General features: G+C 59.0%; 13 protein-coding genes and 1 tRNA gene. 11 read left to right on the top strand and 3 right to left on the bottom strand.

Annotated features, from left to right (window positions below; all coding sequences use genetic code 11):
• Nucleotides 1-27 precede the first annotated feature (27 nt).
• From HT585_RS02170 to HT585_RS02205, 8 genes are all read left to right on the top strand, one after another.
• Nucleotides 28-300 (top strand): helix-turn-helix domain-containing protein, encoded by a 273-nt coding sequence (locus HT585_RS02170; protein WP_176351419.1) that lies wholly within the window; start codon nucleotides 28-30, stop codon nucleotides 298-300.
• Nucleotides 301-707: 407 nt separating this feature from the next.
• A complete protein-coding gene (gene hsdR / locus HT585_RS02175) occupies nucleotides 708-4,118 on the top strand; it encodes a type I restriction-modification system endonuclease (RefSeq protein ID WP_176351420.1) in 3,411 nt (1,136 codons plus the stop codon).
• Between the two features lie 65 nt (nucleotides 4,119-4,183).
• Complete coding sequence (locus tag HT585_RS02180; RefSeq protein WP_176351421.1) at nucleotides 4,184-5,719, top strand: class I SAM-dependent DNA methyltransferase; 1,536 nt, start codon at nucleotides 4,184-4,186, stop codon at nucleotides 5,717-5,719.
• The gene (locus HT585_RS02185; protein ID WP_176351422.1) at nucleotides 5,716-7,080 is read left to right on the top strand and encodes a restriction endonuclease subunit S; all 1,365 of its coding nucleotides are present in this window, start codon (nucleotides 5,716-5,718) and stop codon (nucleotides 7,078-7,080) included. The genes HT585_RS02180 and HT585_RS02185 overlap by 4 nt, the downstream gene beginning before the upstream one ends.
• Nucleotides 7,081-7,160: 80 nt before the next feature.
• Nucleotides 7,161-8,324, top strand: a complete 1,164-nt coding sequence (locus HT585_RS02190; RefSeq protein WP_176351423.1) for a ComEC/Rec2 family competence protein — start codon at nucleotides 7,161-7,163, stop codon at nucleotides 8,322-8,324.
• A 569-nt stretch (nucleotides 8,325-8,893) separates the two neighbouring features.
• Nucleotides 8,894-11,296, top strand: a complete 2,403-nt coding sequence (locus HT585_RS02195) for an ABC-three component system protein (protein WP_176351424.1) — start codon at nucleotides 8,894-8,896, stop codon at nucleotides 11,294-11,296.
• A 4-nt stretch (nucleotides 11,297-11,300) separates the two neighbouring features.
• On the top strand, nucleotides 11,301-11,942 hold the full coding sequence (locus HT585_RS02200; protein ID WP_176351425.1) for an ABC-three component system middle component 1: 642 nt from the start codon (nucleotides 11,301-11,303) through the stop codon (nucleotides 11,940-11,942).
• Nucleotides 11,939-14,995, top strand: a complete 3,057-nt coding sequence (locus HT585_RS02205; protein WP_176351426.1) for an AAA family ATPase — start codon at nucleotides 11,939-11,941, stop codon at nucleotides 14,993-14,995. The genes HT585_RS02200 and HT585_RS02205 overlap by 4 nt, the downstream gene beginning before the upstream one ends.
• A gap of 266 nt (nucleotides 14,996-15,261) precedes the next feature.
• On the opposite strand, the gene HT585_RS02210 is transcribed toward HT585_RS02205, so the two are convergent.
• Both HT585_RS02210 and HT585_RS02215 read right to left on the bottom strand, forming a co-directional pair.
• Nucleotides 15,262-15,337 (bottom strand) — tRNA-Thr (locus tag HT585_RS02210).
• 78 nt (nucleotides 15,338-15,415) lie between these two features.
• Nucleotides 15,416-16,426 (bottom strand): NAD(P)H-dependent flavin oxidoreductase, encoded by a 1,011-nt coding sequence (locus HT585_RS02215; protein WP_176351427.1) that lies wholly within the window; start codon nucleotides 16,424-16,426, stop codon nucleotides 15,416-15,418.
• A gap of 403 nt (nucleotides 16,427-16,829) precedes the next feature.
• On the opposite strand from HT585_RS02215, the gene HT585_RS02220 reads away from it, so the two are divergent.
• Entirely contained in the window at nucleotides 16,830-18,005 is a 1,176-nt protein-coding gene (locus HT585_RS02220) for a biotin transporter BioY (RefSeq protein WP_176351428.1), read from the top strand.
• 32 nt (nucleotides 18,006-18,037) lie between these two features.
• On the opposite strand, the gene ppk2 is transcribed toward HT585_RS02220, so the two are convergent.
• Nucleotides 18,038-18,937, bottom strand: a complete 900-nt coding sequence (gene ppk2 / locus HT585_RS02225; protein WP_176351429.1) for a polyphosphate kinase 2 — start codon at nucleotides 18,935-18,937, stop codon at nucleotides 18,038-18,040.
• A 146-nt stretch (nucleotides 18,938-19,083) separates the two neighbouring features.
• On the opposite strand from ppk2, the gene phoR reads away from it, so the two are divergent.
• The gene (gene phoR, locus HT585_RS02230) at nucleotides 19,084-20,340 is read left to right on the top strand and encodes a phosphate regulon sensor histidine kinase PhoR (protein WP_210270329.1); all 1,257 of its coding nucleotides are present in this window, start codon (nucleotides 19,084-19,086) and stop codon (nucleotides 20,338-20,340) included.
• A 194-nt stretch (nucleotides 20,341-20,534) separates the two neighbouring features.
• Nucleotides 20,535-21,569 carry a substrate-binding domain-containing protein gene (locus HT585_RS02235; protein ID WP_176351431.1) on the top strand — a complete coding sequence of 345 codons (1,035 nt, stop codon included), beginning with the start codon at nucleotides 20,535-20,537 and terminating at the stop codon, nucleotides 21,567-21,569.
• Nucleotides 21,570-21,627 lie beyond the last annotated feature (58 nt).

The following is a 21,627-nucleotide window of genomic DNA, read 5'->3' on the forward strand; positions in this document are numbered from 1 at the left end:
GCGCCGTCAATAGTGCTTCGTCTTGCTATGGATGCACGGCAAATTATGGGCTGGAACCTTCGGTTGCTCAGGGTCGAGCGAGGCCTGTCTCAAGAGCGGCTTGCGTTTGAAGCTAGGATCGACCGCGCCTATGTGGGCCGCGTCGAGCGAGGGATGGAAAACGTCACGATTGCGACTATAGAAGCCTTGGCTCGCGCGCTTGACGTGCCCGTCGCGATGCTCTTTTCACAGCCCGACAGTAATGCTTCCCAACCGAAACCATTGAGGGCAGGCAGGAAACCAAAAGGGAGTGAACAGTAAGCGCCAGGGGACAACCTCGGAGAGGTCTAACCTTCTCGATTACTGCACTGCACATCGGCCCCAAGGGGGTGGTCGCCTAGTAAGAAATGTCTCGTCGCGAGACATTTTTCAGGGCTGCGTGGGCATCACAGCCGTATCCAGGCTTTCGCGGACATCGTTTTGTCCCTCAACAACCTATGCGCCGCCAACATCCCATTAATAGCTGGCTTGAGGCAGCGTTGCTGCCGCCGAGTTGCGTTGTTCCATCGGCCTTCGAGTATCACCTATTCGCCGCGGAGTTTATTCCCGGTTATCAGGGACAATGTGTTCGATGACCATGGTTTCAGAAATCTGCAACTCCAGTTTGCCTGCCCTTGGGACGTGTGGCATGGTCCGCTCGTGGGCGGTAAGAAGCATTGGGCGGGGCATTGTCGGTAAATTTCGACCATCTGAAATCGCTGAGTCCCGAACTCCAGCGTCTGGGCACGCTTGCTGAACGCTTCTTTGCAGATGACGCCAATACCTCGCTGATCAAAAGCCGTCAGTTCGGCGAATACATGGTCAAGGAGATCGCCGCGCTCTCCGGTGTCTATGATCCCGCAGCCCGTGAGACAACGCACGATCTGCTTCGGCGGCTCGCGACCCAGCAGATTCTGCCGCGCGAGGTGGCCGACATCTTCCACGCCGTGCGCAAGAGCGGCAACGAGGCGACCCACAATCTGGCAGGGTCACCGACCGAGGCGCTGGCCGCCCTCAAGTTCTGCCGGGCGCTGGGCGTCTGGTATCGCCGCACCTACGGACGCGATCCGAACTTTAGAGCCGGCCCCTTCGTCCCTCCCAAGGCTTCCGCCGATATCGATCAGGCAACTCAGGCAGAACTGGTCACGCTCCGTCGGCAGGTGAGGGAAGCCGAGGCGCAACTCGCGGCCGCCCATGCCTCGGCGGAAGAACTCGCAAAGGCCCGTGCCGCAGCCGATGAACTCGCCCGACAGGCTGCCGCTGACAACGCGGTCTGGGAACAAACGGCCGTCGAGATGGAGGCCGATCAGGCCGAGCTTTCCCGCAAGCTCGCGGAGCTGCAGAAGGCGGCGCAGGCCCAGCCGCAACAATTGCAGATGGAGTTCAAGCAGGCAGGCCTTCAGGCCGCGAGCCGGTTGGAACTCGACGAGCGGCAGACCCGCCGCCTGATCGACGTCCAACTGGTAGATGCAGGCTGGGAGGCCGACAGCGATCGTCTCAGGTATCAACTGGGCGCGAGCCCGGAAGAAGGCCGGAACCTTGCTATCGCCGAGTGGCCGGCAGCCGGTGGACGTGCTGACTATGCGATGTTCATTGGCTTGACGTGCGTCGGTATCATCGAGGCAAAGCGCGAGAGCGTTGACGTGCCTTCCACGCTCCAGCAGGCCGAGCGCTACGCACGCACCATTGCGCTGCCGCCGGAGAATAGCCATCCGGACGGCCCATGGAAACATGGTCTCGCCGACCCGCTCCTCGTCCCCTTCGTCTTCGCCACGAATGGCCGCCCTTTCGTCCGCCAGTGGCAGACCAAATCAGGCATCTGGTTCTGCGACCTGCGGCGCGACACGAACCATCCCCGACCACTGACCGCTTGGTTCTCCCCGAAGGATCTTCTCGACATCCTCGCGACCGATCTCGATGCGGCAGCCCAGGGCCTTGCCGAGGAGAGCTTTGGCAAGGGCAGGATGCGTCCCTACCAGGAGGACGCAATCGCTGCGATTGAGAACGCGGTCGTCGCTGGCCAACGCGATATCCTCGTGTCCATGGCAACAGGGACAGGCAAAACGCGCACCAGCATTGCCCTGATGTACCGCCTGCTGAAGCACAAGCGCTTCCGCCGCATCCTCTTCCTGGTTGATCGAAAGGCACTCGGTAAACAGACAAGCGACGCCTTGGAAACGACCGAGATCGAAGGCATGCTGAACTTCGCCCAGATCTACAAGGTTGCCGGGTTGGAGAAAAAGGTCCCGGAAGACGAGGATCAGGTGCAGGTTGCCACCGTCCAGTCCCTGATTGCCCGCATCCTCAACGAACCGGACCCGAGCAAGCGACCGACGCCTGGGACATTTGATTGCATTATCGTCGACGAAGCGCATCGCGGTTACACACTGGATGCAGAGCTGCGCGAAAGCGATATCGGCTTCCGCAATCTGGACGACTATCAGTCAGCCTATCGCCAAATCCTCGACTACTTCGATGCCGTGAAGATAGCGTTGACGGCAACACCTGCGCTTCATACCCGCGAAATCTTCGGTCATCCGGTCTTCCACTACGGATACCGTCAGGCTGTCGTGGAAGGCTACCTCAACGATCACCTCCCACCGAAGCGCATCACCACAGCGCTTTCGGAAGCCGGCATTCATTTTGAGGGTGGCGAAGAAGTCGAGATCATTGACCGCACGACCGGGCAGATCGACCTTTTCGAGCTCCCGGATGAAGTCTCGCTCGACTATGACGTCGCCGATTTCAACAAACGGGTTTACTCGGAGGCGTTCAATCGCATCGTCTGCCGGGCGATCGCCACAGAGATACTGCCGGGGAAACCGGGCAAGACGCTGATCTTCGCTGCCCGCGATGCCCATGCGGATGACATCGTCCGTCTCTTGGTCGGGGAGTTGCGAGAAGAATATGGCAACGACGCAGTGCCGCACGGCATGGTGATGAAGATCACCGGCAATGTCGACAAGGCCGACGACCTGATACTGAAATTCAAAAACGATCCCTACCCGAAGTACGTCGTCACCGTCGATTTGTTGACTACAGGCATCGACGTGCCGACCATCTGCAATCTAGTTTTCGTGCGCAGGGTCAAGAGCCGCATCCTCTACGACCAGATGATCGGCCGTGCCACGCGGTTGTGCCCTGAAATCGGCAAGGAACATTTCCGCATCTTCGATGCCGTGGACCTCTATGCCGAGTTGCAGGAGATGACGGACATGCGTCCCGTTGTCGTCAAGCCGGACGCCTCGCTCGGCCAGCTTGTCACTGACCTCGACAAGGCGGAAACAGACGAAGATAAAAGTTGGGTCGCGGGTCAGGTGATCGTCCGCATGCGCGCCATGGCAAAGCGCATGGATAACGAGACTCGTGATAGCTTTGAGCGGCACACGGGCGAGACGCCGGAAATGGCCGTGCAGCGCCTCGCCACCCATTCCGGCGCCGAGTTGAAGGATTGGCTGAAATCTCATCCACGCGTGGTCGAACTTCTGGAGCGCCGCCCGGTGCGGAACGGCAGCGACAATGATGGCGTGGTCATCTCCACCCATGAGGACGAGTTGCTCCGCATCGAGGAAATCTTCGGCAAGAACACCACGCCGGAGGATTACATCACCGGCTTCGAGCGCTTCGTGCGCGAAAACATGAACCAAGTCCCGGCTCTGATCGCCGTCACCCAAAGACCGCGCGACCTCACCCGCAAGGAGCTCTCAGAACTGGCAGGCCTGCTCGACGAGAAGAATTACTCCGAAGCCATGTTGCGCGCCGCTTACGGGAAGGCCCGCAATACCGATATCGCCGCCCATATCATAGGCTTCGTCCGCCAGGCGGCGATCGGCGATCCGCTCATTCCCTATGCCACGCGCGTCGAAAACGCGATTCTGAGGATTGAAGCTTCGCGTCCTTGGAGCCAGAAGCAGAAAGAATGGCTGCGCCGCATCGGTCGTGCGCTGAAGGACAAGCCGGTGGCCGATCCGACCCTACTCGATCAAGGCGTCTTTGCCGACAAGGGCGGCTTCAAGCGCATATCACAGGAATTCGATGGCGAATTGGAGGATGTCCTGCACTCCTTCAACGAAGCGATCTGGGCACCGTCCGCCGCCTGAGTTGACCCATTCCTCCCGCCCGCTAGAAACACTCTACCGATCCCGCGTCAGAAGAGAATGCTGCCATGAATGCCAATGCCATCGTCCAGAAACTCTGGCGGCTCTGCACCGTCCTCCGCAAGGACGGTATCACCTACCAGCAATATGTCACCGAGCTGACTTACCTGCTGTTCCTGAAGATGATGGCCGAGCGCAGCCGCGAGACGGGCAGCCTGCCGAAGTCCATGCGCTGGGAGGATCTCGTGCAGGCAAACGGCCTCGCCAAACTGGAGCTCTATCGGAAGACGCTGGTAACGCTCGGCACCGTCAGCACGCGTCTCGGCAAGGACGACGCCCTCGTTCTGCTGCCGGGCGACAATGCAACGCCCGAAGAGCGCAAGCGTTATGCCGATGCTCGCCCGCTGCCGGAGATGGTCCAGGAGATATTCGACAACGCCTCGACCTTCATTCGCGAACCGCAGAACCTGACAACGCTCGTCACGGCCATCGACGAACTCGACTGGTTCTCCGAGGAGCGCGATCAGTTCGGTGACCTCTATGAAGGCCTACTGCAGAAGAATGCGGAGGAAACCAAGCGCGGCGCCGGACAATATTTCACGCCCCGCGTGCTGATCGAGCTTCTGGTTCGCCTCATGCAGCCGCAACCCGGCGAGGTGATCCAGGATCCTGCATCCGGCACGGGTGGATTTCTCATCGCTGCCGATCGTTACATGCGCGCGCGCACCGACAACTACTTCGATCTCGGCGAGAAGGAGCAGGAGTTCCAGAAGCGCTATGCTTTTCACGGTATGGAGAACGTACCGGGCACGCTGCGCCTGCTCTTGATGAACCTATACCTGCATGACATCGACAGCGACCATATCGATCTGGGCGACACGCTCTCCGACAAGGGCAAGGGGCTTGGCCGCGCAAACCTCATTCTCACCAATCCGCCCTTCGGCCCGGCGGGCGGCGCGCCGACGCGTGACGACCTTTCCGTCACCGCCACCGTCTCTTCCTACCAGCTCCCCTTTGTCGAACACTGCATCCGCGCGCTGCAGCCAGGCGGCCGCGCTGCCATCGTTGTGCCCGATAACGTACTGTTCGAGGATGGACGCGGCAGGCAGCTTCGGCAGATGATGATGGATTGGTGCGACCTGCACACCATCTTGCGCCTGCCGACCGGCATCTTCTATGCGCAGGGGGTGAAGACCAATGTCATTTTCCTCACGCGCGGCAAGACAGAGACAGGGAATACCAAGGCCGTGTGGATCTACGATCTGCGCGCACAGATGCCGAAATTCGGCAAGACCACCCCGCTGACGGAAGCCCATTTCGAGGATTTCGAAAAGGCTTTCGGCAAAGACCCCTATTGTGCCGAGCGTGGGAAGGACGAAGGTGTTGAGGGCCGCTGGCGCAGGTTCACCCGCGAAGACATCGCCGCGCGCGGCGAGAGCCTCGATATCGGTTGGCTGCGCGAGACGGAGGACGAGGCGGAAGAGGGCCTGACCGAACCGGACGACATCGCTGCGGCGATTCTCGGCCATCTGCAGGCCGCCATGCTGGAGATCGAGGTTCTGACAGCTGAGTTGGATAGCGATGTTTCGGAGGCGGCGGAATGAGCGATGATCAACTTTCTGGGGCGTGGCCGTCACAGCAGCTACCAAGCTCCTGGGTTTGGATTCCTTTCGATCAGTTTTGGTCGGATTTCACAGATAGCCAAAAGAAGTTGCCACAAAAGAGCTATCGACAGGCAGGGCGGTTCGCGGTTGTTGATCAAGGTGAGGCATTGATTGGCGGATATACGGACGACGAAAGCTTACTCTCGCCAGCACCGCTACCCGCTATCGTGTTCGGAGATCATACGCGAGCAGTAAAGTTCATCGATGTGCCCTTCGTGCAGGGCGCTGATGGTGTACGCGTACTTGGCAGTCCTGAAGGGATTGATCCAATATTCGCATTCAAAGCACTTTGTGCGGTCAATCTGCCGAACAAAGGGTACAGTAGGCACTTCAAGTTTTTGAAGTCAACCAGCTTTCCCCTCGCTCCCTTGGAGGAGCAAAAGCGCATCGTAGCCAAGCTGGATGCGCTGAACGCGAAATCCGCCCGCGCCCGAACCGAACTCGCCCGCATTGCAACCCTCGTCTCCCGCTACAAGCAGGCCATGCTCGGCAAGGCGTTCAGCGGGGAGTTAACGGCAGGCCAAATCTCCCAACTTAACACCTTGAGCACTCCTTCTTTCACCGTGACACGCCATCCGTCGCATTGGAGGCTTATGCAACTGGGCGATATCGCCGACATCAAATCAGGTATCACGCTGGGAAAGAAGCGAAAGCCAGAGGACCAGTTGTTGGAACTGCCGTACCTGCGCGTTGCAAATGTGCAGAGAGGCTGGCTTGACCTGGCGGAGATCAAGACTATCCAGGTCACAGCGAAAGAAGCAGAGGCGCTTTTCCTACGAGATGGCGACGTTCTCATGAACGAGGGAGGCGATCGCGACAAGCTTGGACGCGGTTGGGTATGGGATAGTCAGATTGCTGACTGCATCCATCAAAACCACGTGTTCCGGGTCCGCTTGGCACCTAAAACTGTGCCTCCTCGCTTCCTGTCTTACTACACGAATGAGTTTGGACAGAAACACTTCTTTGACGAGGGGAAGCAGACAACGAATCTCGCCTCTATCAGCAAATCGAAGCTATCTGCGATGGAGGTTCCAATCCCTCCCTTCGAAGAGGCGGTGGAAATCGTCCGCCGCATCGAGTCCGCCTTCGCCAGGATCGACCGTCTGGCGTCAGAGGCAAAGCGCGCGCTGGAACTGGTGGGCAAGCTGGACGATGCGATCCTCGCCAAGGCCTTCCGCGGCGAACTGGAGCCCCAGGACGAGAACGACGAGCCGGCCGAAAAACTGCTGGAGCGCATCCATGCTGAGCGCGCGGCGATACCCAAAACTAAGCGTGGGCGGGGAACGCTAAGGGCTAAGTGATGAGTTTTTTGAGAGAAGGGCCAGTCAGACTAATCGCACGATTGGTTCGGTCAGAGGCTCTGATCAACGAGGAGTTGGTCGTGCCGAAAGCCAATCGGGTGGCTTTCGAGTTCGATTCTATTGATGCGAGGATGAGTGCCGAGGACGCGCTCGCTACCATAGCGGATAGAGCCGACCGGTCTCGGCTCGCTGTATTGAAGCTTCTGACGACGTCGGAGCATTTTCAATATCTTGCAGGTGTCGGTGTAGCCCGCGATGGCCAATGGTACCAGATCACCTTGTTGCCACGAGGAAAGAAGCCAGGCCCTTTCGCTTGGGCGTCCTCGCTAGGCGACGCTGGTTATGAAGAAATTGTGCCCTTGGTTCTGGACGAAATCCGTTATCTCTTCTCGGAGGGCGATAGCCCACTGAGCCCGGTCGGAGCAGCAGTCGGAAATGAACGGGTTCTAGCACAGGCGATTGCGGCGGCCTGCAAGTTTCCGGAAAGTGCAATCGGGAAAAGCTGCGTTGCGCGCAATCTCCTCAGCGGCGCGAACGCGCCCCACAAAATCGTCGTGCGAGATGTTGGGCAGGCGAGTTTCTGTAGCGCTGTCGATCAGCACGGAAATGAACTGTTTCACTTGGATGCTGGTTGGCCGATCTCGTACAACAAGAAGACGGCATCCAGTAAGCCCACGTTGAAAAAAAGCAATGTCCCAGTGGTCCTATCTCACTGGGATTGGGATCATCTGCATGGATACCACGCCATCCCGGGGCTTGTCGGTAGCACATGGATTGTACCGGTGCAGCGGCTTGGACCAGGTGCCAGGTTGGTCGCTGAGAAGCTTGCCACCAATAATCGCCTTCTGGGCGTGAGCTCAAACGTGTCAGCTGGGCCCCTGCGGCTCGGGCGCTGTAAGGGTACGGCCGGCAATCTCAATCAGACTGGCCTATGCGTTCAAACTACCTTGCAATCGGGCAAGACGGTTCTTTTCATGGGCGATGCCGACTACGAGCTAGTCCGGCCGAGATTGTCGGCTCTGCCGGACTTTATCGTTGCCACCCACCACGGCGCCAAATTTGCCGGAAGTGTCGTCTTGCCACGTGGGGGCAGTGGCCGGTGCGTGATTTCGGTTGGCAAAGGAAACGGTTACGGCCATCCATCGGATGTGGCTGTTCTGAGCCACTCGGGCGCTGGCTGGTCAATGAGCTTCACGTGCGAGCGCAACGGTATTCCGCGAGGCACCCGACACTTGGGACCCTAACTGGGCTTAAAGTCTTTCACGAAGCAGCGGCGAAAATGTCTCGCCGCGAGACTCTTTTACGTGGCCGCAAGTCGCCGCCCTTGACTGCGAGCGCTCCAGCTTTTGCCCTTGGCGTAGCATCTCTGTGAATACCGGATGCTGTCGAAAACGAATGCTCGGCGGTACCATCTATTAGGGAAGTTGGTGTAAGAAGCAACCAGTGCATGGGGAGCTGAGGCGGAATGGCTTACTGGTGGGTATCAAAAAACCAGACACACCGTCAGGAGCGGGACATGTTCAACGGTTTTATCCTTGGCCCCGCATATGACGCGGCATTCGATGCAGGCCTTATCAGTTTCGCAGATGATGGGTCAATCCTGATTTCTCCGATGATATCCGCCAGTCAACTAGCAGCCGTAGGGGGCACGTATTCCGCAAAGGTCCGAACTCTAGCGGACGCTCACCGTTCCAATCTAGCCCACCACCGTCAGAGCGTGTTCGTTACTAACTAGCTGTGGATAGAACTACTTAGCAGGGAGGTTCAGTGCTGTGAGCCATCAAGGCCGTAAATCGAAGCGGGCGGTCGTCCTGTGACACCCGAAGAGATTTTCGAAGATGCGTTGGTCCCTGACACAAGGAGCGTGCTCGTACTTGGGAGCTTCGAACGCAGGGTCACGGTTTACTCCCAGCAGATACGTGCGCTCAATCTCGTAGATGCTTTGCTCTCACAGAATGCAGTTCGTGACGACGGCAAAATCGCTATAGTCGGCGGAGGTGCTGCAGGTGTAACTGCGGCCGTAGCCTTGTCCAAGGCCGCCCCTAACCTGAAGGCGCTCGACCTATTCGAGGCGCGAGCGGACATTCTGCAGCTTCAGAAAAACGGCACGCGCTATCTTCACCCTCACTTTTACGACTGGCCAAGCATCGGTTCGGACGAAGAAGATGCGGGCTTGCCGATTATGAATTGGACGGCCGGCCCGGCGGGCGACGTTGTAAGAGCCCTTTGGAACCAATTTGACGAGGCATGCCGAACAACGAGACTGACCTTCCATCCGAACTCGACCGTCACTTCGCTGAGGCCAAGCACAACTAGCACTGTTCGCGTGGTAACGACTGGGACCGCTATTTCGAGAATATACGATGTCGTTATCCTAGCTATTGGCTTCGGCCTTGAAGCGTTCTTGGACGGCGACACCGACTCATATTGGAAGCCCAGCGCGCTAGCAGGCGCCATGCTCGTGCAGATGCAAGAGCCCAGCATCTTCATTTCCGGCAACGGCGATGGCGGTCTCGTCGATTTTCAGATGGCGGCCTTCGATGCGCTTGAACACCGCGCGATCTGCCAGCTCATCACAAATCTTGATCTCGGCGACGCATTGACGGAGCTCCGCACAATTGAGGTTGAGGCTTGGGCGCCGGGCGCGAACGTCAATCTCCTGGATGCATACCGGATGAGGGTAAAGCCCCTGATCCCAGGCCCAGCCTGGGCAACAATTGTCGAGGCGCTGAGAAACAATGTACGCATTCGTTTACACACAAATGAGGCACAGCTCCTCCGCAAGACAACAGCCCTGCACAATCGTCTCGCAACTTTCCTCATAATCGAGGCCGACCGGGACATCGAACGCAATGCTATCACAGTCACGACCGGTGTTGGCTTCACGGATGGCGTGGTGCCGGCGACGGGTCCCATATCTCTCGATGGGGAAGCCCCCTTTACGCCATATCGGCGCTTCCTACGGCTTGGCCCCGACAGTGCCCCGAACCTTGCGCCATTCGACGCCCTGCTTGCCACGTATCCTGGACGGCTTTTGCCAAAGGCTTCTGCCACTAGACCTGAATCACCGTCTCTAACGGCCTCTGCAAGAGCACGTTTCGCGCCTTTTGCGCCAGCTGCTGCGCCAGCGCCGCTTCCCGAACAGGAGGCGGTTGGGCCTCCGACCTTACGAATTGTCTTGCAGCGGCAGGGGAACAACATAACTTGGTCAGGCGACCTGGCTCCGACCGACATTGACATGCTATGGCGCGGAAACCATGGCCTGTCCGTTTATACAGATGTAGCGGCTGCAGATTCCGATGGTCTGATCTCGGCCCTAGCTCGCTTGGGCTGTCACGCGGCCAGCTTTCATCTGCATGCCCGGGACGCACAGGGATGGCGAACGTCAATGACATCGCTCTGTGCTAGCCGTTCGCTTCCCGGGCCTGATATCGGCACCCGTTGCATCGTCAATGACTGGGACGACCCGCCTGTAGTGGTCCAACGGGTGACGTCACCGATAGCCGATCTTGCTAGCATTGTTTCTGAGAGGTTGGACTTAGAAACCCTCCGTCAACTTCATGGCGCACTGTATGATGTACTGGGTCCGCCGAATGTGGAAATTGGGTGGCCGATCGAGGCACGCCTTAAAGAGCAGTTGTGGTCCCGGTGGTTGAATTGGCACCCCGTCCTGCAAGCTGAACCTGCAACGCGCCGGCGTTTCATGCTGCTGTTAGTCACGGAACAAGACCGTGACAACATTACTCCGGAGTTGCTCGTCAGAGTCGGGCCACGCAGCCTACGGCCGTTTCTGACAAAACCAACGATTTTCGGACTTACTTTTGCTGTGTGCTCAGAGCACGCAGTGAGCCCGATTGCCGTTGCTCCTGGCAATATGGCCGGAGGCGGATTGACCGGTCATGCTTGTGGCGTTGGTTGGATTCAGGGCCGCGATCTGTCCGCAGGATTTGCGGCAGCGCAAGCCTGGACAACCGGTGTAGTGTTGCTCGCGCAACTGAGGGAGGCATTTCGCCTTGCCGAAAGAGATGTCAGGTTTGACCATGCACCTGGCGATCCAGCGAAAGTGGGTGACGTGCTATCAGATCAAGAGCCGTTAGTTATCCCAGCGGACGAGCTTTTTGTTATCGCGCTAGAGGCGGGCGAGCAGAGTATGCAGCAGCATCTTCGATCGGTGATCCAATGGCGCGCCACCAACAATCGAGCTAGCTTGGAGTAGCGTGATGGCCCAACTCGCAGAAGTGCTTACTTTGTTGGTCTCAGCGGCTGCCCGTATGGGAGCCAAGGCCGGGCCTCTTTCGGAGGAATTTCTTGGTGCCCGCTTCAATTCGGAAGTGTTGAGCGAGGCGGTAGGGCGAGCATCAGTTTCTCGGAAGGAGAACGATTTGCCGACAACCATTACCGGCGTGCGCATCGATGATGTTCCTTTGCTGATAGGCGAGCTTTCAGGTCCTGCCACACGGCCGGCAATCGAGGCGCAGTTGCGACGATACCGAAATCAAGCAACGATCGCCCGTTCGTGGCTGGGGTCAGAAGCCCCTAATCTTCAGTTGTTTCTTGTAGCGCCTACCGGTAGCGTTCACGACGGCCGTTGGAAGCAATTGGCAGCCGAAATTGAGGCCGACGATAGAACGTGTCGAAAGCTGGTCTGGCTCTTCGATCATGAACCCAGCGAAGACGACGCTGAAGCATTTCTGTCCCGCACATTTGTAGCCCGTCCCTGGCCAGGTGCCCAACAGCTGGTTCAACTCGATGCGGTCGCTACCTATGCCCTTCCGAATGGGTGGGAGGAGGCAGCGGATAATCCCCAGCTCGACTTTGACGGTCTAGTCGCCCAACTTATTGAGCTGGAGCGTTTAGCATGAGCGAAATTTTCCTGCGCAGCGTCGAATTGTCGAACTTCCGGGTTTACGGGGACAGTTACGTCTTTGAGTTGCCGGCGGAACCAGGAGTAACCCTGATTACGGGTGCGAACGGACTAGGAAAAACTAGCTTCTTTGATGGCGTTGAGTGGGCCCTTACGGGCCAGGTTGGTCGTTTCTCTGACATAAGGACCGACAGCCGACGCCGCGAGGCTGATCCGCTCACGCGGCTAGGCGCCCCTGAGAATAGTCATAGAGTAGCCCTCGCATTCACCGCTGGGGAGCCCATCGACCGCGGGTGTGGCTTTCTTCCAACTGAGGATGAAGTCGCGGCGCTGCTCAAGAAGGAACGTTGGCCAGCGATCAGCAACTTGCATGGCTATCTCTCGATTACGCATTTTCTCGGCCAGGCCTCAACTCGCCGCTTCTCGCTGCGCGAACCCAAGGCGCAGTGGGAGGCGCTCAAAGGCCCGGCGGGTGTTGATCGCATCAACAGTTTGCGGGAGCGCGTCAGCGGACAAGGAGCGCGTCAGGCCTTTACGCGGGCGATTCGTGACCGAACGCAGCGGCTAGAAAAAGCTTCAGATGCGTTTCAATCATGGCTGTCCTTGATCGAGGAACGGGACCGCCTCGCAAGGCTTTCCAGTTCGGAACGGTCGTTCTCTCCACAACATATACTGGAGGAATGCGAGCAAATCCTCGCTCAACTGGCCCCACTACTACCGGCCACCCAGCAGGAAATAGCTGGCCTCGCCGAGGAGCCCGAAGCTGCCTTGCAGCGACTAGGAAGTCTCATCGGTGAAGCAGACGAGTACAATCGAGCCGAAGAGGCAAAGTTGAAGGCCCTTGAGGCTATCGTTGCAGCATATGAGCGATCGATTGCGGAGACGGCTGCTAAGTCCGCTTTGGTTAAAGAGATAGGCGCGAGGCGAACCCAACTCGTCAATGATCTTGCAAGGGCCGAGGCAGCGCTCAATCATGCGACCACCGCGCTTGGACGGTCGAGGCAGTTGTCGGCGCAGCTAATGGCACGATCAACCACATTGGCACGCGTTGAAGCTGCCGCAGCTCAACTCCAAAGTGCCTCATCAGCGATTGCAGAAATCGAGCGGCAGTTGGACATCTCGAAAGCGGAAGAGAGTAGAGCGCAACGCCGGCGGGAAGCTGTTCAGTCAGAGATGGATAATGCAAAGGCGTTGCGGGCGGAACGAAGCAGGGCCTCAACGCAGGTTTCCCAAGCTCAAAAGCGCGCCCAGATTTCGACTGCTCTGTCGCAAACTCGCTCCGAGATTGCTCGTCTGACCTCACTGACTAGCGCTCGTGATAGCGAACAGCTCACGGCACGCAGATCAGAAATCGTCAATGCGCAGTCTTTGGTTAGGGCCGAGATTGACCGACTCAATACAGAGCTTCGCCGGCATGATGAGCGTGGACGGCTACTTGCAGAAGCGATCGCCTCGATCGCACACCAGCTAAGCCACGAAGATGAGACCTGCCCAATCTGTGACAGCCACTTTCCCCCGGGTAGGCTAAAGGAACTGGCTGACGCGCAAGCGCGTGCTGGTACGGCACCGGCATCGGCGCTTGCGGCCAACTTGTCACATGCGCGATCGGAGCAGGAAGTGCTGATGCGTCGGCAGGCCGAGGTGGATCGCGCGCTAACAGAGCTCGGTCAGCTAAGCGCGAGTCTAGTTGTTCTGCAGGAACAAGAGGCGCACCTTTTGCAGGCTCTCGTCGAAGCCGGTGGTGCAGTTGACGTTCATTATGATGGGAGCGGTATCGATGCCGCTAGAATGGCCCTAGCTTCACTCGACGAGCGCATCGAGAATTGTCCTTCAGAAGTCGCGTTGGACAGTCTTCTCGCGGAGGTGCAGGCCGCGATGGACGCTGAGCGTGCCCGACAGGGCAACCTTGATCGCCAGCGCATAAATGCAATTTCAGACGCCGAGGCTGCGCGTTCCATATTGAGCCAACATCCCGACCTTTGGGCACCGGATCATGGATTGCTAATATCACTCGCCGAGCAGCTCACGGCGATTCGGGCGGAGTCAGCGCTGATTGGCGAAAAAGTGCAGGATGATCAAACAAAAGTTGAAGCTGCTCGATTGAGTCGCGACTCGACCGTGGAGGCGATCGCACACGAGGACGCTAGTTTGTCTACCTCAAATCGCGAGCTCGATAGGGAGGCTGAGCTGCGACAGGACCTGCTACGACAATGGAACGATGCGGGACAAACAGGTGATCCTGATTCAGCAAGGGTTGCGCAGGTTTCATCGCGGGTTTCAGAGCGATCAGTTCGTATAGGGCCGATCGCTTTCGCCCATGCCGAGTTAATCGATAGTCTGAGGGTCTGGAGGAATGACCAGCAGCTTCAGGAGCGTGAGCGCTCTATTGCAGCCACGTTGGTGAACTTTGGTCTGTCTACTATCCCACAAGTCACAGAACGTTTCACTAGAGACATTGCCATCATCCAAGATGAACTCGATCTCGCCCAAAAGGCTCGCGCGCGAATGGAAGATGTGGGCCAAAAGATGCAGCAGCGCGCTGAAGAATTTGCCGATGAGGTCCTCAAGCCTTTGAATGATACGATACAGCGCTTCGCGCTACCCCTGATGACCTGGACGGATGCATCGATAATCTATCGAGCGGAGCATCATGCTACCCGTTCCGAACTTAAGCCCGCGATTGTCCGCACCGACTCAGATGGTAAAGTTACCCAATTGGAGATGAACCCAAATCTGTTTTTTAGCGAAGGGCAACTGTCGGCGCTTAGCGTCAGCGCGCTCCTCGCCGCCAGCACCACGTTTTCTTGGTCAAAATGGCGCGGATTGCTTCTTGATGATCCGCTTCAACATAACGACGTCATCCACGCCAGTGCGTTTATGGACCTCATCCGGCAAATGGTCCGCGAGCTTGGCTACCAGGTAGTCCTCTCCACCCACGATAGTACAGAAGCAGAGTTTCTTGTCCGAAAATGCAAGAGCGCGGGAATCCCCTTCGCTATTCACGAACTGGTACCACGTGGAGAGGAGGGCCTCATCTCGGAAGTCGCGTGATCCCAAGCGACCACTTCCTAGTCTTGTGCACTCAGCCGTTCTGACAAGCGTTTTCGTTTTCCTTCAGCCGGAGTGGAGTTTTGCCGCTCGAAAGTGTCTCATGATGAGATTTTTTGAAGAAACTTACGAAGTTTTGGTCGGTCCCAAAATTGCTCTGCGGCGCAGGTGGTGACGCGCAGCGATAAATTTTAGGGGGGTAGAAAGGTGGATTCAATTCGGGCGATAAACGCCATCGATTTGATTCGGTTCACTTTTCTCAAGAGGAATGGTGCCGCTTACGTGACTCGAACACGTGACCCCATCATTACGAATGATGTGCTCTACCGACTGAGCTAAAGCGGCCCTGAGGCGGTTCCGCGAAAAGACCGCGGAACGAAGTGTGAGGCGCTGATAAACGCAAAGCGCCAAGATTTCAAGCCATCAGTTTCGAGAAGTTGAAAATTCCTTGTTGGTAGCGATCTGGGGCGCGGAAGTGAGCCCGAGACGGGCGCGCGCGGCATCGTATTCGCGCTCCCAGCGATCGACCATATGTGCGACCGAGGTGATCTCGCGCACGGCGCCGATGCCCTGGCCGCAGCCCCAGATGTCCTTCCAGGCCTTGGCGCCCTCGGTCGCCTGGGCAAAATCCATCTTCGACGGATCGGCTTCCGGCAGGCTTTCCGGATCCATGCCGGCTGCCACGATCGACGGCTTCAGGTAGTTGCCGTGGATGCCGGTGAAGTAGTTGGAATAAACGATATCGGCGGCATTGCTGTCGACGATCATCTGCTTGTAGGCGTCGCTGGCGCGCGCCTCTTCCGTGGCGATGAAAGGCGAGCCGATATAGGCCATGTCGGCGCCCATGGCCTGGGCAGCGAGGATGGCTCCGCCACTGGCGATCGCGCCTGAGAGAAGCAGAGGGCCGTCGAACCAGGAGCGGATTTCCTGGACGAGGGCAAAGGGGGAAAGCGTGCCGGCATGGCCGCCTGCACCTGCGGCAACCGCGATAAGACCGTCAGCACCCTTGCGGATGGCCGAATTGGCGTGGCGGTTGTTGATGACGTCATGCAGCACGATGCCGCCATAGGAATGAATGGCGGCGTTGACCTCGGGCACGGCGCCGAGCGAAGATATGACCACCGGCACCTTGTATTTGATGCAGAGCATCAGGTCCTGCTCGAGGCGGGTGTTGGACTTGTGGACGATCTGGTTGACGGCAAAGGGCGCAGTCTTGCGGCCGGGGTTCTTCGCGTCGTGGTCGGCGAGCGTTTCGGTGATTTCGGCAAGCCACTCGTCGAGTTGCGATTGTGGGCGGGCGTTCAATGCCGGGAAGGAGCCGACCACGCCGGCCTTGCACTGCGCGATCGTCAGCTTGGGATGCGAGATGATGAACAAAGGCGCGCCGACAACCGGCAGTCTCGTCGTTCCGGAAAGAATTGGCGGCAGCGACATCGAGTTCTCCATCCCGTGAAGTTTTTTGACGTTTGCGTAAACGTCAAAATAGATAGCAGCAAGTTGCGCGCTTGCAAAGATGCGGATTTTCGTGGCGGCGCGATGTTTTCCCCGACGTTGCCGGGGTCGCCCGCGCGTCGGACTTGCGGATTTTGAAAGCAACGGTTACGCAATTGTTAACAAAACCAACGGCGTGCATCCGGAATTAACCGATAAGAGCTTGCGGATGACAAAAAGGCGCCGATCGAAATGACGAGCGCCGGCGGGGCTACGGCATAATCCTTTAAATCGGATCCGATTTAAGGCTAGGATTATGCAGCAGATTTAAAGCGTTACAGCGTCCTTTGCGCGCCAGATTTGACGCGCGGAGTTGTAAGGCCCGGTATGCACAGAAGGATTTGACGTGAGCGGACTCGAGACTGCAATCCGAAATGCGCTGGAGCGCTCCGACAGGACCAACGCCGAGACGCGGGCGCGCATCTATCAATCCGCGCGCCAGGCGCTCGAAGCCGGGCTGCAGAAGCAGGGGATCGAGGATCAGAACGTCGTCGCCCAGCAGCGCCATCGGCTGGAAGCGGTCATCCACGCGATCGAGACCGAGGAACGCGCGGCCCTGAAGGCGCGCCCGGCGCCGGCCCCGTCTGTCAGCCTCGACGATGCCGTCGCACCGCGCGCTGCGGCAGCGGCAAAGTCCGAGCCGCAGCCGTCTGCGCCCTCGGGCGGCCGCCGTGAGCCGGCTTTTTCCGGCCAGGCGCCGCGCGACGGACAGAATGACAGTGGACTTGGTGGCCTTCGTGCCGACCGCGACGGGCCTGTTGTTTCGACGGCTGCGGCGGGCGAGGTTGCGGCCAGGCAGTCGAATGAAGGCAGGGGCGCGGTCGCGCCGGAACTGCGAGTAACGGACGGACGCAAGCGCCGACGCAAACGCGGGCGCCTGTTGTCTCTTGCCATGGTCGTCGCGACGCTGCTGGCTGCGGTCGTCGCCGCCGTCTGGTGGGTCGAGACCAACAATCTGCTGCAGTCGCCGGCTGCGCGCGACACCAATGTCGCCAATCCGCCGGCAACCGTGGCGTCACAGGATTTCGACGGGGCTGCCGGTCTGCCGACGCTCGGTGCCCAGGAAGGCTTCAGCGGCGATTGGGTCGAGGTGTACACGCCCGGCAAGACAGGGGTGATCACGCCCGGCCCGCAGGCGACTGTCGAGCCTGTCAACGACGACGGCGGCCAGCGCATCTTGCTGACCTCAGGCGATGCCGATGCGGACGGCGACGTGACCATCGAGATTCCGGCGGCGATCCTGGCCGAACTTTCGGGCAAGACGTCGACGCTGGCGCTGACGGTACAGGCCACGCCCGGCAAGTCGACGGAATTCGCGGTGGAGTGCAACTTCTCCTCGCTCGGCGAGTGCGGCCGACACCGTTTCACCCTGCATGATGAGCGGGTCGACATGCTGTTCAAGGTGACGTTCGACCGTAGCCTTGCGCCAAGCGCTGCCGGGCAGATCGTCATCAACAGCGACATCAGCGGCGGTGGCAAGGGCTTGAACCTTTACGCCATCCGCGTCCTGCCGGGCCAATAAGCCTGCGCGATAAGCCGGATGGCCGGCTGCGGCTATTTCAGGAAGCCGGGGCCTGAGCCGACGATCTTGTCGTCGATCTCGCCGATCGCGTCCTTGTTCTTGCCCTCGTAGTCGAGCTTGGACAGGATGTGGCGAATGAGATTGATCCGTTCGCGTCGTTTGTCGTTGCCCCGAACGATTGTCCACGGCGCGTGGTCCGTGTGGGTCGCCTTCAGCATCTGGTCGCGCTTCTCGGTGTAGTCGTCCCATTTGTTGAGTGCAGCGATATCCATCGACGACAGCTTCCAGATCTTCAACGGATCATGGCGACGGTCGTGAAAGCGCTTGAGCTGCATTTCGCGGCCGATATCGATCCAGAATTTGAAGAATTGAATGCCCTCGTGCACGATCATTTTTTCGAAGCGCGGAACCTGCTTGAGAAATTGTTCGTGCTGCTCGGGCGTGCAGAAGCCCATGACCGGCTCCACGCCGGCGCGGTTGTACCAGGAGCGGTCGTAGAGCACGAGTTCGCCCGCTGTCGGCATGGTCGCGATGTAGCGCTGGAAGTACCATTGCCCACGCTCTGTCTCGGTGGGCTTCGTCAAGGCGACCACGCGGGCCCAGCGGGGGTTCAAGTTGCTGCTGGTGGCATGAATGGCGCCGCCCTTGCCGGCCGCGTCACGGCCCTCGAACAGCGCGATGATGCGCTTGCCGGTTGTCTGCTGCCAGAGCTGCAGCTTGACCAGCTCGATCTGCAGCCTTTCCAGCGTCTTCTGGTATTCGTCGTCGTCGGCGAGCTTTTTCTTGTAGGGGTAGCCGTCGGAGGTAAGTGCGGCCTCATCGACCCACTTCGGCAATTCCGGGTTGTCGACGTCGAACAGCCGCTTCTTGCCGCCGATATCGAGTTCCACCGCCCGGCTTTCAGTCTTCGTTGCCGCCTGCGTTGACGCCATGTGGTCTTCCTCCAGCCCGAGCGATTTCCTGTGAGGAGGCCACAATTGCATTGCGGATTCAAGCGCGTCGTGAAAATCATGTCATGAAGCGTCGCTATCTCTCGACCATTTGAGGCCGGGAGGAAAACAAAGTGATTCATGAGGATATGGTGCTGGACGGTTCCAAGGCGTTCTGGCGGACGCTCGTGCCGCGATTGAAGGCTGAGCGCTGGCTGCTCGGCCTGACGGCACTGCTGGCAGTCCTTGCAACAGTGGCCGGCATCCATTTCCTCGCTGTCCTGCCGTTCTGGATCGTGCTTGCCGCAGCCCTGCTCAACCGCAGCGCGCCATCGGCGCTGCCGAAGGCCGCGAAAGCGGCCAAGGTCGTTGCGGCTACGGGCCGGGCCAGCGACGCCCTGATCCCGGCCCTGAACGCGCTGGATATGCCGGTCCTTGTGGTGGCTGCCGATGAAACCGTCGTCTTCCAGAACATCGCGGCCGAAAAGGCATTCGGCACCATTCCGCCCGATAGCTATCTCGCAGCCCGCGTCCGTTCGCCCGGCATTCTCGATATGGTTCGCGAGACGATCGCGACCGGCAAGATCAACCAGATCGAACACACCGAGCGCCTGCCGTCCGATGCGGTCTACGTGGTCCGCGTGGCGCCCGCCGAAATCGGCGGCGGCGGTCCGTGGAGCCGGGTCTTCCTGCTCACCTATCGCGACATCTCGCAGGCCCGCCGCATCGATCGCATGCGCTCGGACTTCGTTGCCAATGCCAGCCACGAACTGCGCACGCCGCTGGCATCGCTGCGTGGCTTCATCGAAACGATGCAAGGCCCGGCGCGCAACGACATGAAGGCTCAGGAAAAGTTCTTCGGCATCATGCACGAGCAGGCGACACGCATGAGCCGGCTTGTCGACGACCTCCTGTCCTTGTCGCGGCTGGAGCTGAAATCCCACATCGCACCTGACGATACGATCGACCTGCGCCCGCTGCTCGGCCATGTCCGCGACAGTCTTGCGCCCCTTGCGAGCGATCTCGACGTGACGATCACGCTGACGATGCCGGATAACCCCGTTGTCGTTCAGGGGGACCGCGACGAGCTGACCGAGGTGTTCGAGAACCTGATCGAGAACGCCTGCAAATATGGCCAGGAAGGCAAGAAGGTCGATGTCGAGCTTTCCGGAGGCGAGGGCGGGCAGGCCGAGGTCGTCGTCAGAGACTACGGCCCCGGGATTCCCGCCGAACATGTGCCGCGCATCACCGAGCGGTTCTACCGCGTCAATGTCGAGGCGAGCCGCTCGAAAAAGGGCACCGGTCTCGGCCTTGCGATCGTCAAGCACATCCTGACCCGCCACCGCGCGCGGCTCCTGATCCACTCGGAGCTGGGCAAGGGCACGGTGTTTACCGTGCGTTTTTGACATATTGGCGCTGGATAAAGTCGCACTGTCCATTTTTCATTATGATTTTCAATGACATGATCTGTCATAAATGTTTCGCGAAACTGACATAAAAGGTGTGGCTATCGGCGGCTAGTTAGGGGCAGCCGATCAGACGGCGAAGAGCGCTGCAACGCTTGGCGCACTCAACACAAGCCCATTCCGGGAGAACTTTTATGAAAGCTCTTAAACTCACTGTCGCGGCGCTCGTCGCATCCGCCGCGTTCGCTGGCGTGGCTGTCGCGCGCGATCAGGTTCAGGTCGCCGGCTCCTCGACGGTTCTTCCCTACGCAAAGATCGTCGCCGAGACGTTTGGCGAAACCTTCCCGGACTTCAAGACCCCGGTTGTTGAATCCGGCGGCTCCTCGGCCGGCCTGAAGGAATTCTGCAAGGGCGTCGGCCCTGACACCATCGACATCGCCAACTCCTCGCGCAAGATCAAGGACAGCGAAGTCGAGGCCTGCAAGGCCGCCGGCGTCACCGAAATCCAGGAAATCCAGATCGGCTACGACGGCATCGTTTTTGCAACCGACGCCGGCAACTCCGACCTCGCCCTGAAGCCTGTCGATCTCTACAAGGGTCTGGCTGCTGAAGTCGTCGTCGACGGCAAGCTCGTCGCCAACCCCTACAAGAAGTGGTCTGAAGTCAACGCCGCTCTGCCGAACGCCGATATCGCTGCCTTCATCCCGGGCGAAAAGCATGGCACGCGCGAAGTCTTCGAAGAGAAGATCCTCGCTGCAGGCTGCAAGGAAGCCGGCGCCCTCGACGTCATCAAGGCTGCCGTTGCCGATGAAAAGCAGCAGCACAGCAAGTGCGTCGCAGTCCGCAAGGACGGCATGGCCGTCGACATCGACGGCGACTACACCGAGACGCTGGCCCGTATCGCTGCCAACAAGAACGGCATCGGCGTCTTCGGCCTGTCCTTCTACGAAAACAACGCCGACAAGCTGAAGGTCGCCACCGTCAACGGCATCGTTCCGTCGACCGAAACGATCGCTTCCGGCGAATACCCGGTTTCGCGCCCGCTCTACTTCTACGTCAAGAAGGCACACCTCGGCGTTATCCCGGGCCTCAAGGAATATGTTGAGTTCTTCCTCGACGATCAGATGATCGGCCCGGAAAGCCCGCTTGCCGAATACGGCCTCGTCGCTGCTCCGGATGCCGAGCGCGAAGAAATCCGCAAGGCTTTCGCCGCCGGCAACATGCTCTGATATTGACAAGCCCCGGCGCGACATTGCTCGCGCCGGGGCATGCCTCCATCCGAACTGC

Origin of the sequence: Ensifer oleiphilus (genome assembly GCF_013371465.1) — a bacterium.
Taxonomy (GTDB): Bacteria; Pseudomonadota; Alphaproteobacteria; order Rhizobiales; family Rhizobiaceae; genus Ensifer; species Ensifer oleiphilus.

What these genes read in the sequence shown, in the direction of transcription:
- HT585_RS02215 (WP_176351427.1), bottom strand. Translation starts at nt 16,426, where the DNA reads ATGTCGCTGCCGCCAATTCTTTCCGGAACGACGAGACTGCCGGTTGTC.
- phoR (WP_210270329.1), top strand. Translation starts at nt 19,084, where the DNA reads ATGGTGCTGGACGGTTCCAAGGCGTTCTGGCGGACGCTCGTGCCGCGA.
- ppk2 (WP_176351429.1), bottom strand. Translation starts at nt 18,937, where the DNA reads ATGGCGTCAACGCAGGCGGCAACGAAGACTGAAAGCCGGGCGGTGGAA.
- HT585_RS02235 (WP_176351431.1), top strand. Translation starts at nt 20,535, where the DNA reads ATGAAAGCTCTTAAACTCACTGTCGCGGCGCTCGTCGCATCCGCCGCG.
- HT585_RS02205 (WP_176351426.1), top strand. Translation starts at nt 11,939, where the DNA reads ATGAGCGAAATTTTCCTGCGCAGCGTCGAATTGTCGAACTTCCGGGTT.
- HT585_RS02180 (WP_176351421.1), top strand. Translation starts at nt 4,184, where the DNA reads ATGAATGCCAATGCCATCGTCCAGAAACTCTGGCGGCTCTGCACCGTC.
- HT585_RS02185 (WP_176351422.1), top strand. Translation starts at nt 5,716, where the DNA reads ATGAGCGATGATCAACTTTCTGGGGCGTGGCCGTCACAGCAGCTACCA.
- HT585_RS02200 (WP_176351425.1), top strand. Translation starts at nt 11,301, where the DNA reads ATGGCCCAACTCGCAGAAGTGCTTACTTTGTTGGTCTCAGCGGCTGCC.
- HT585_RS02170 (WP_176351419.1), top strand. Translation starts at nt 28, where the DNA reads ATGGATGCACGGCAAATTATGGGCTGGAACCTTCGGTTGCTCAGGGTC.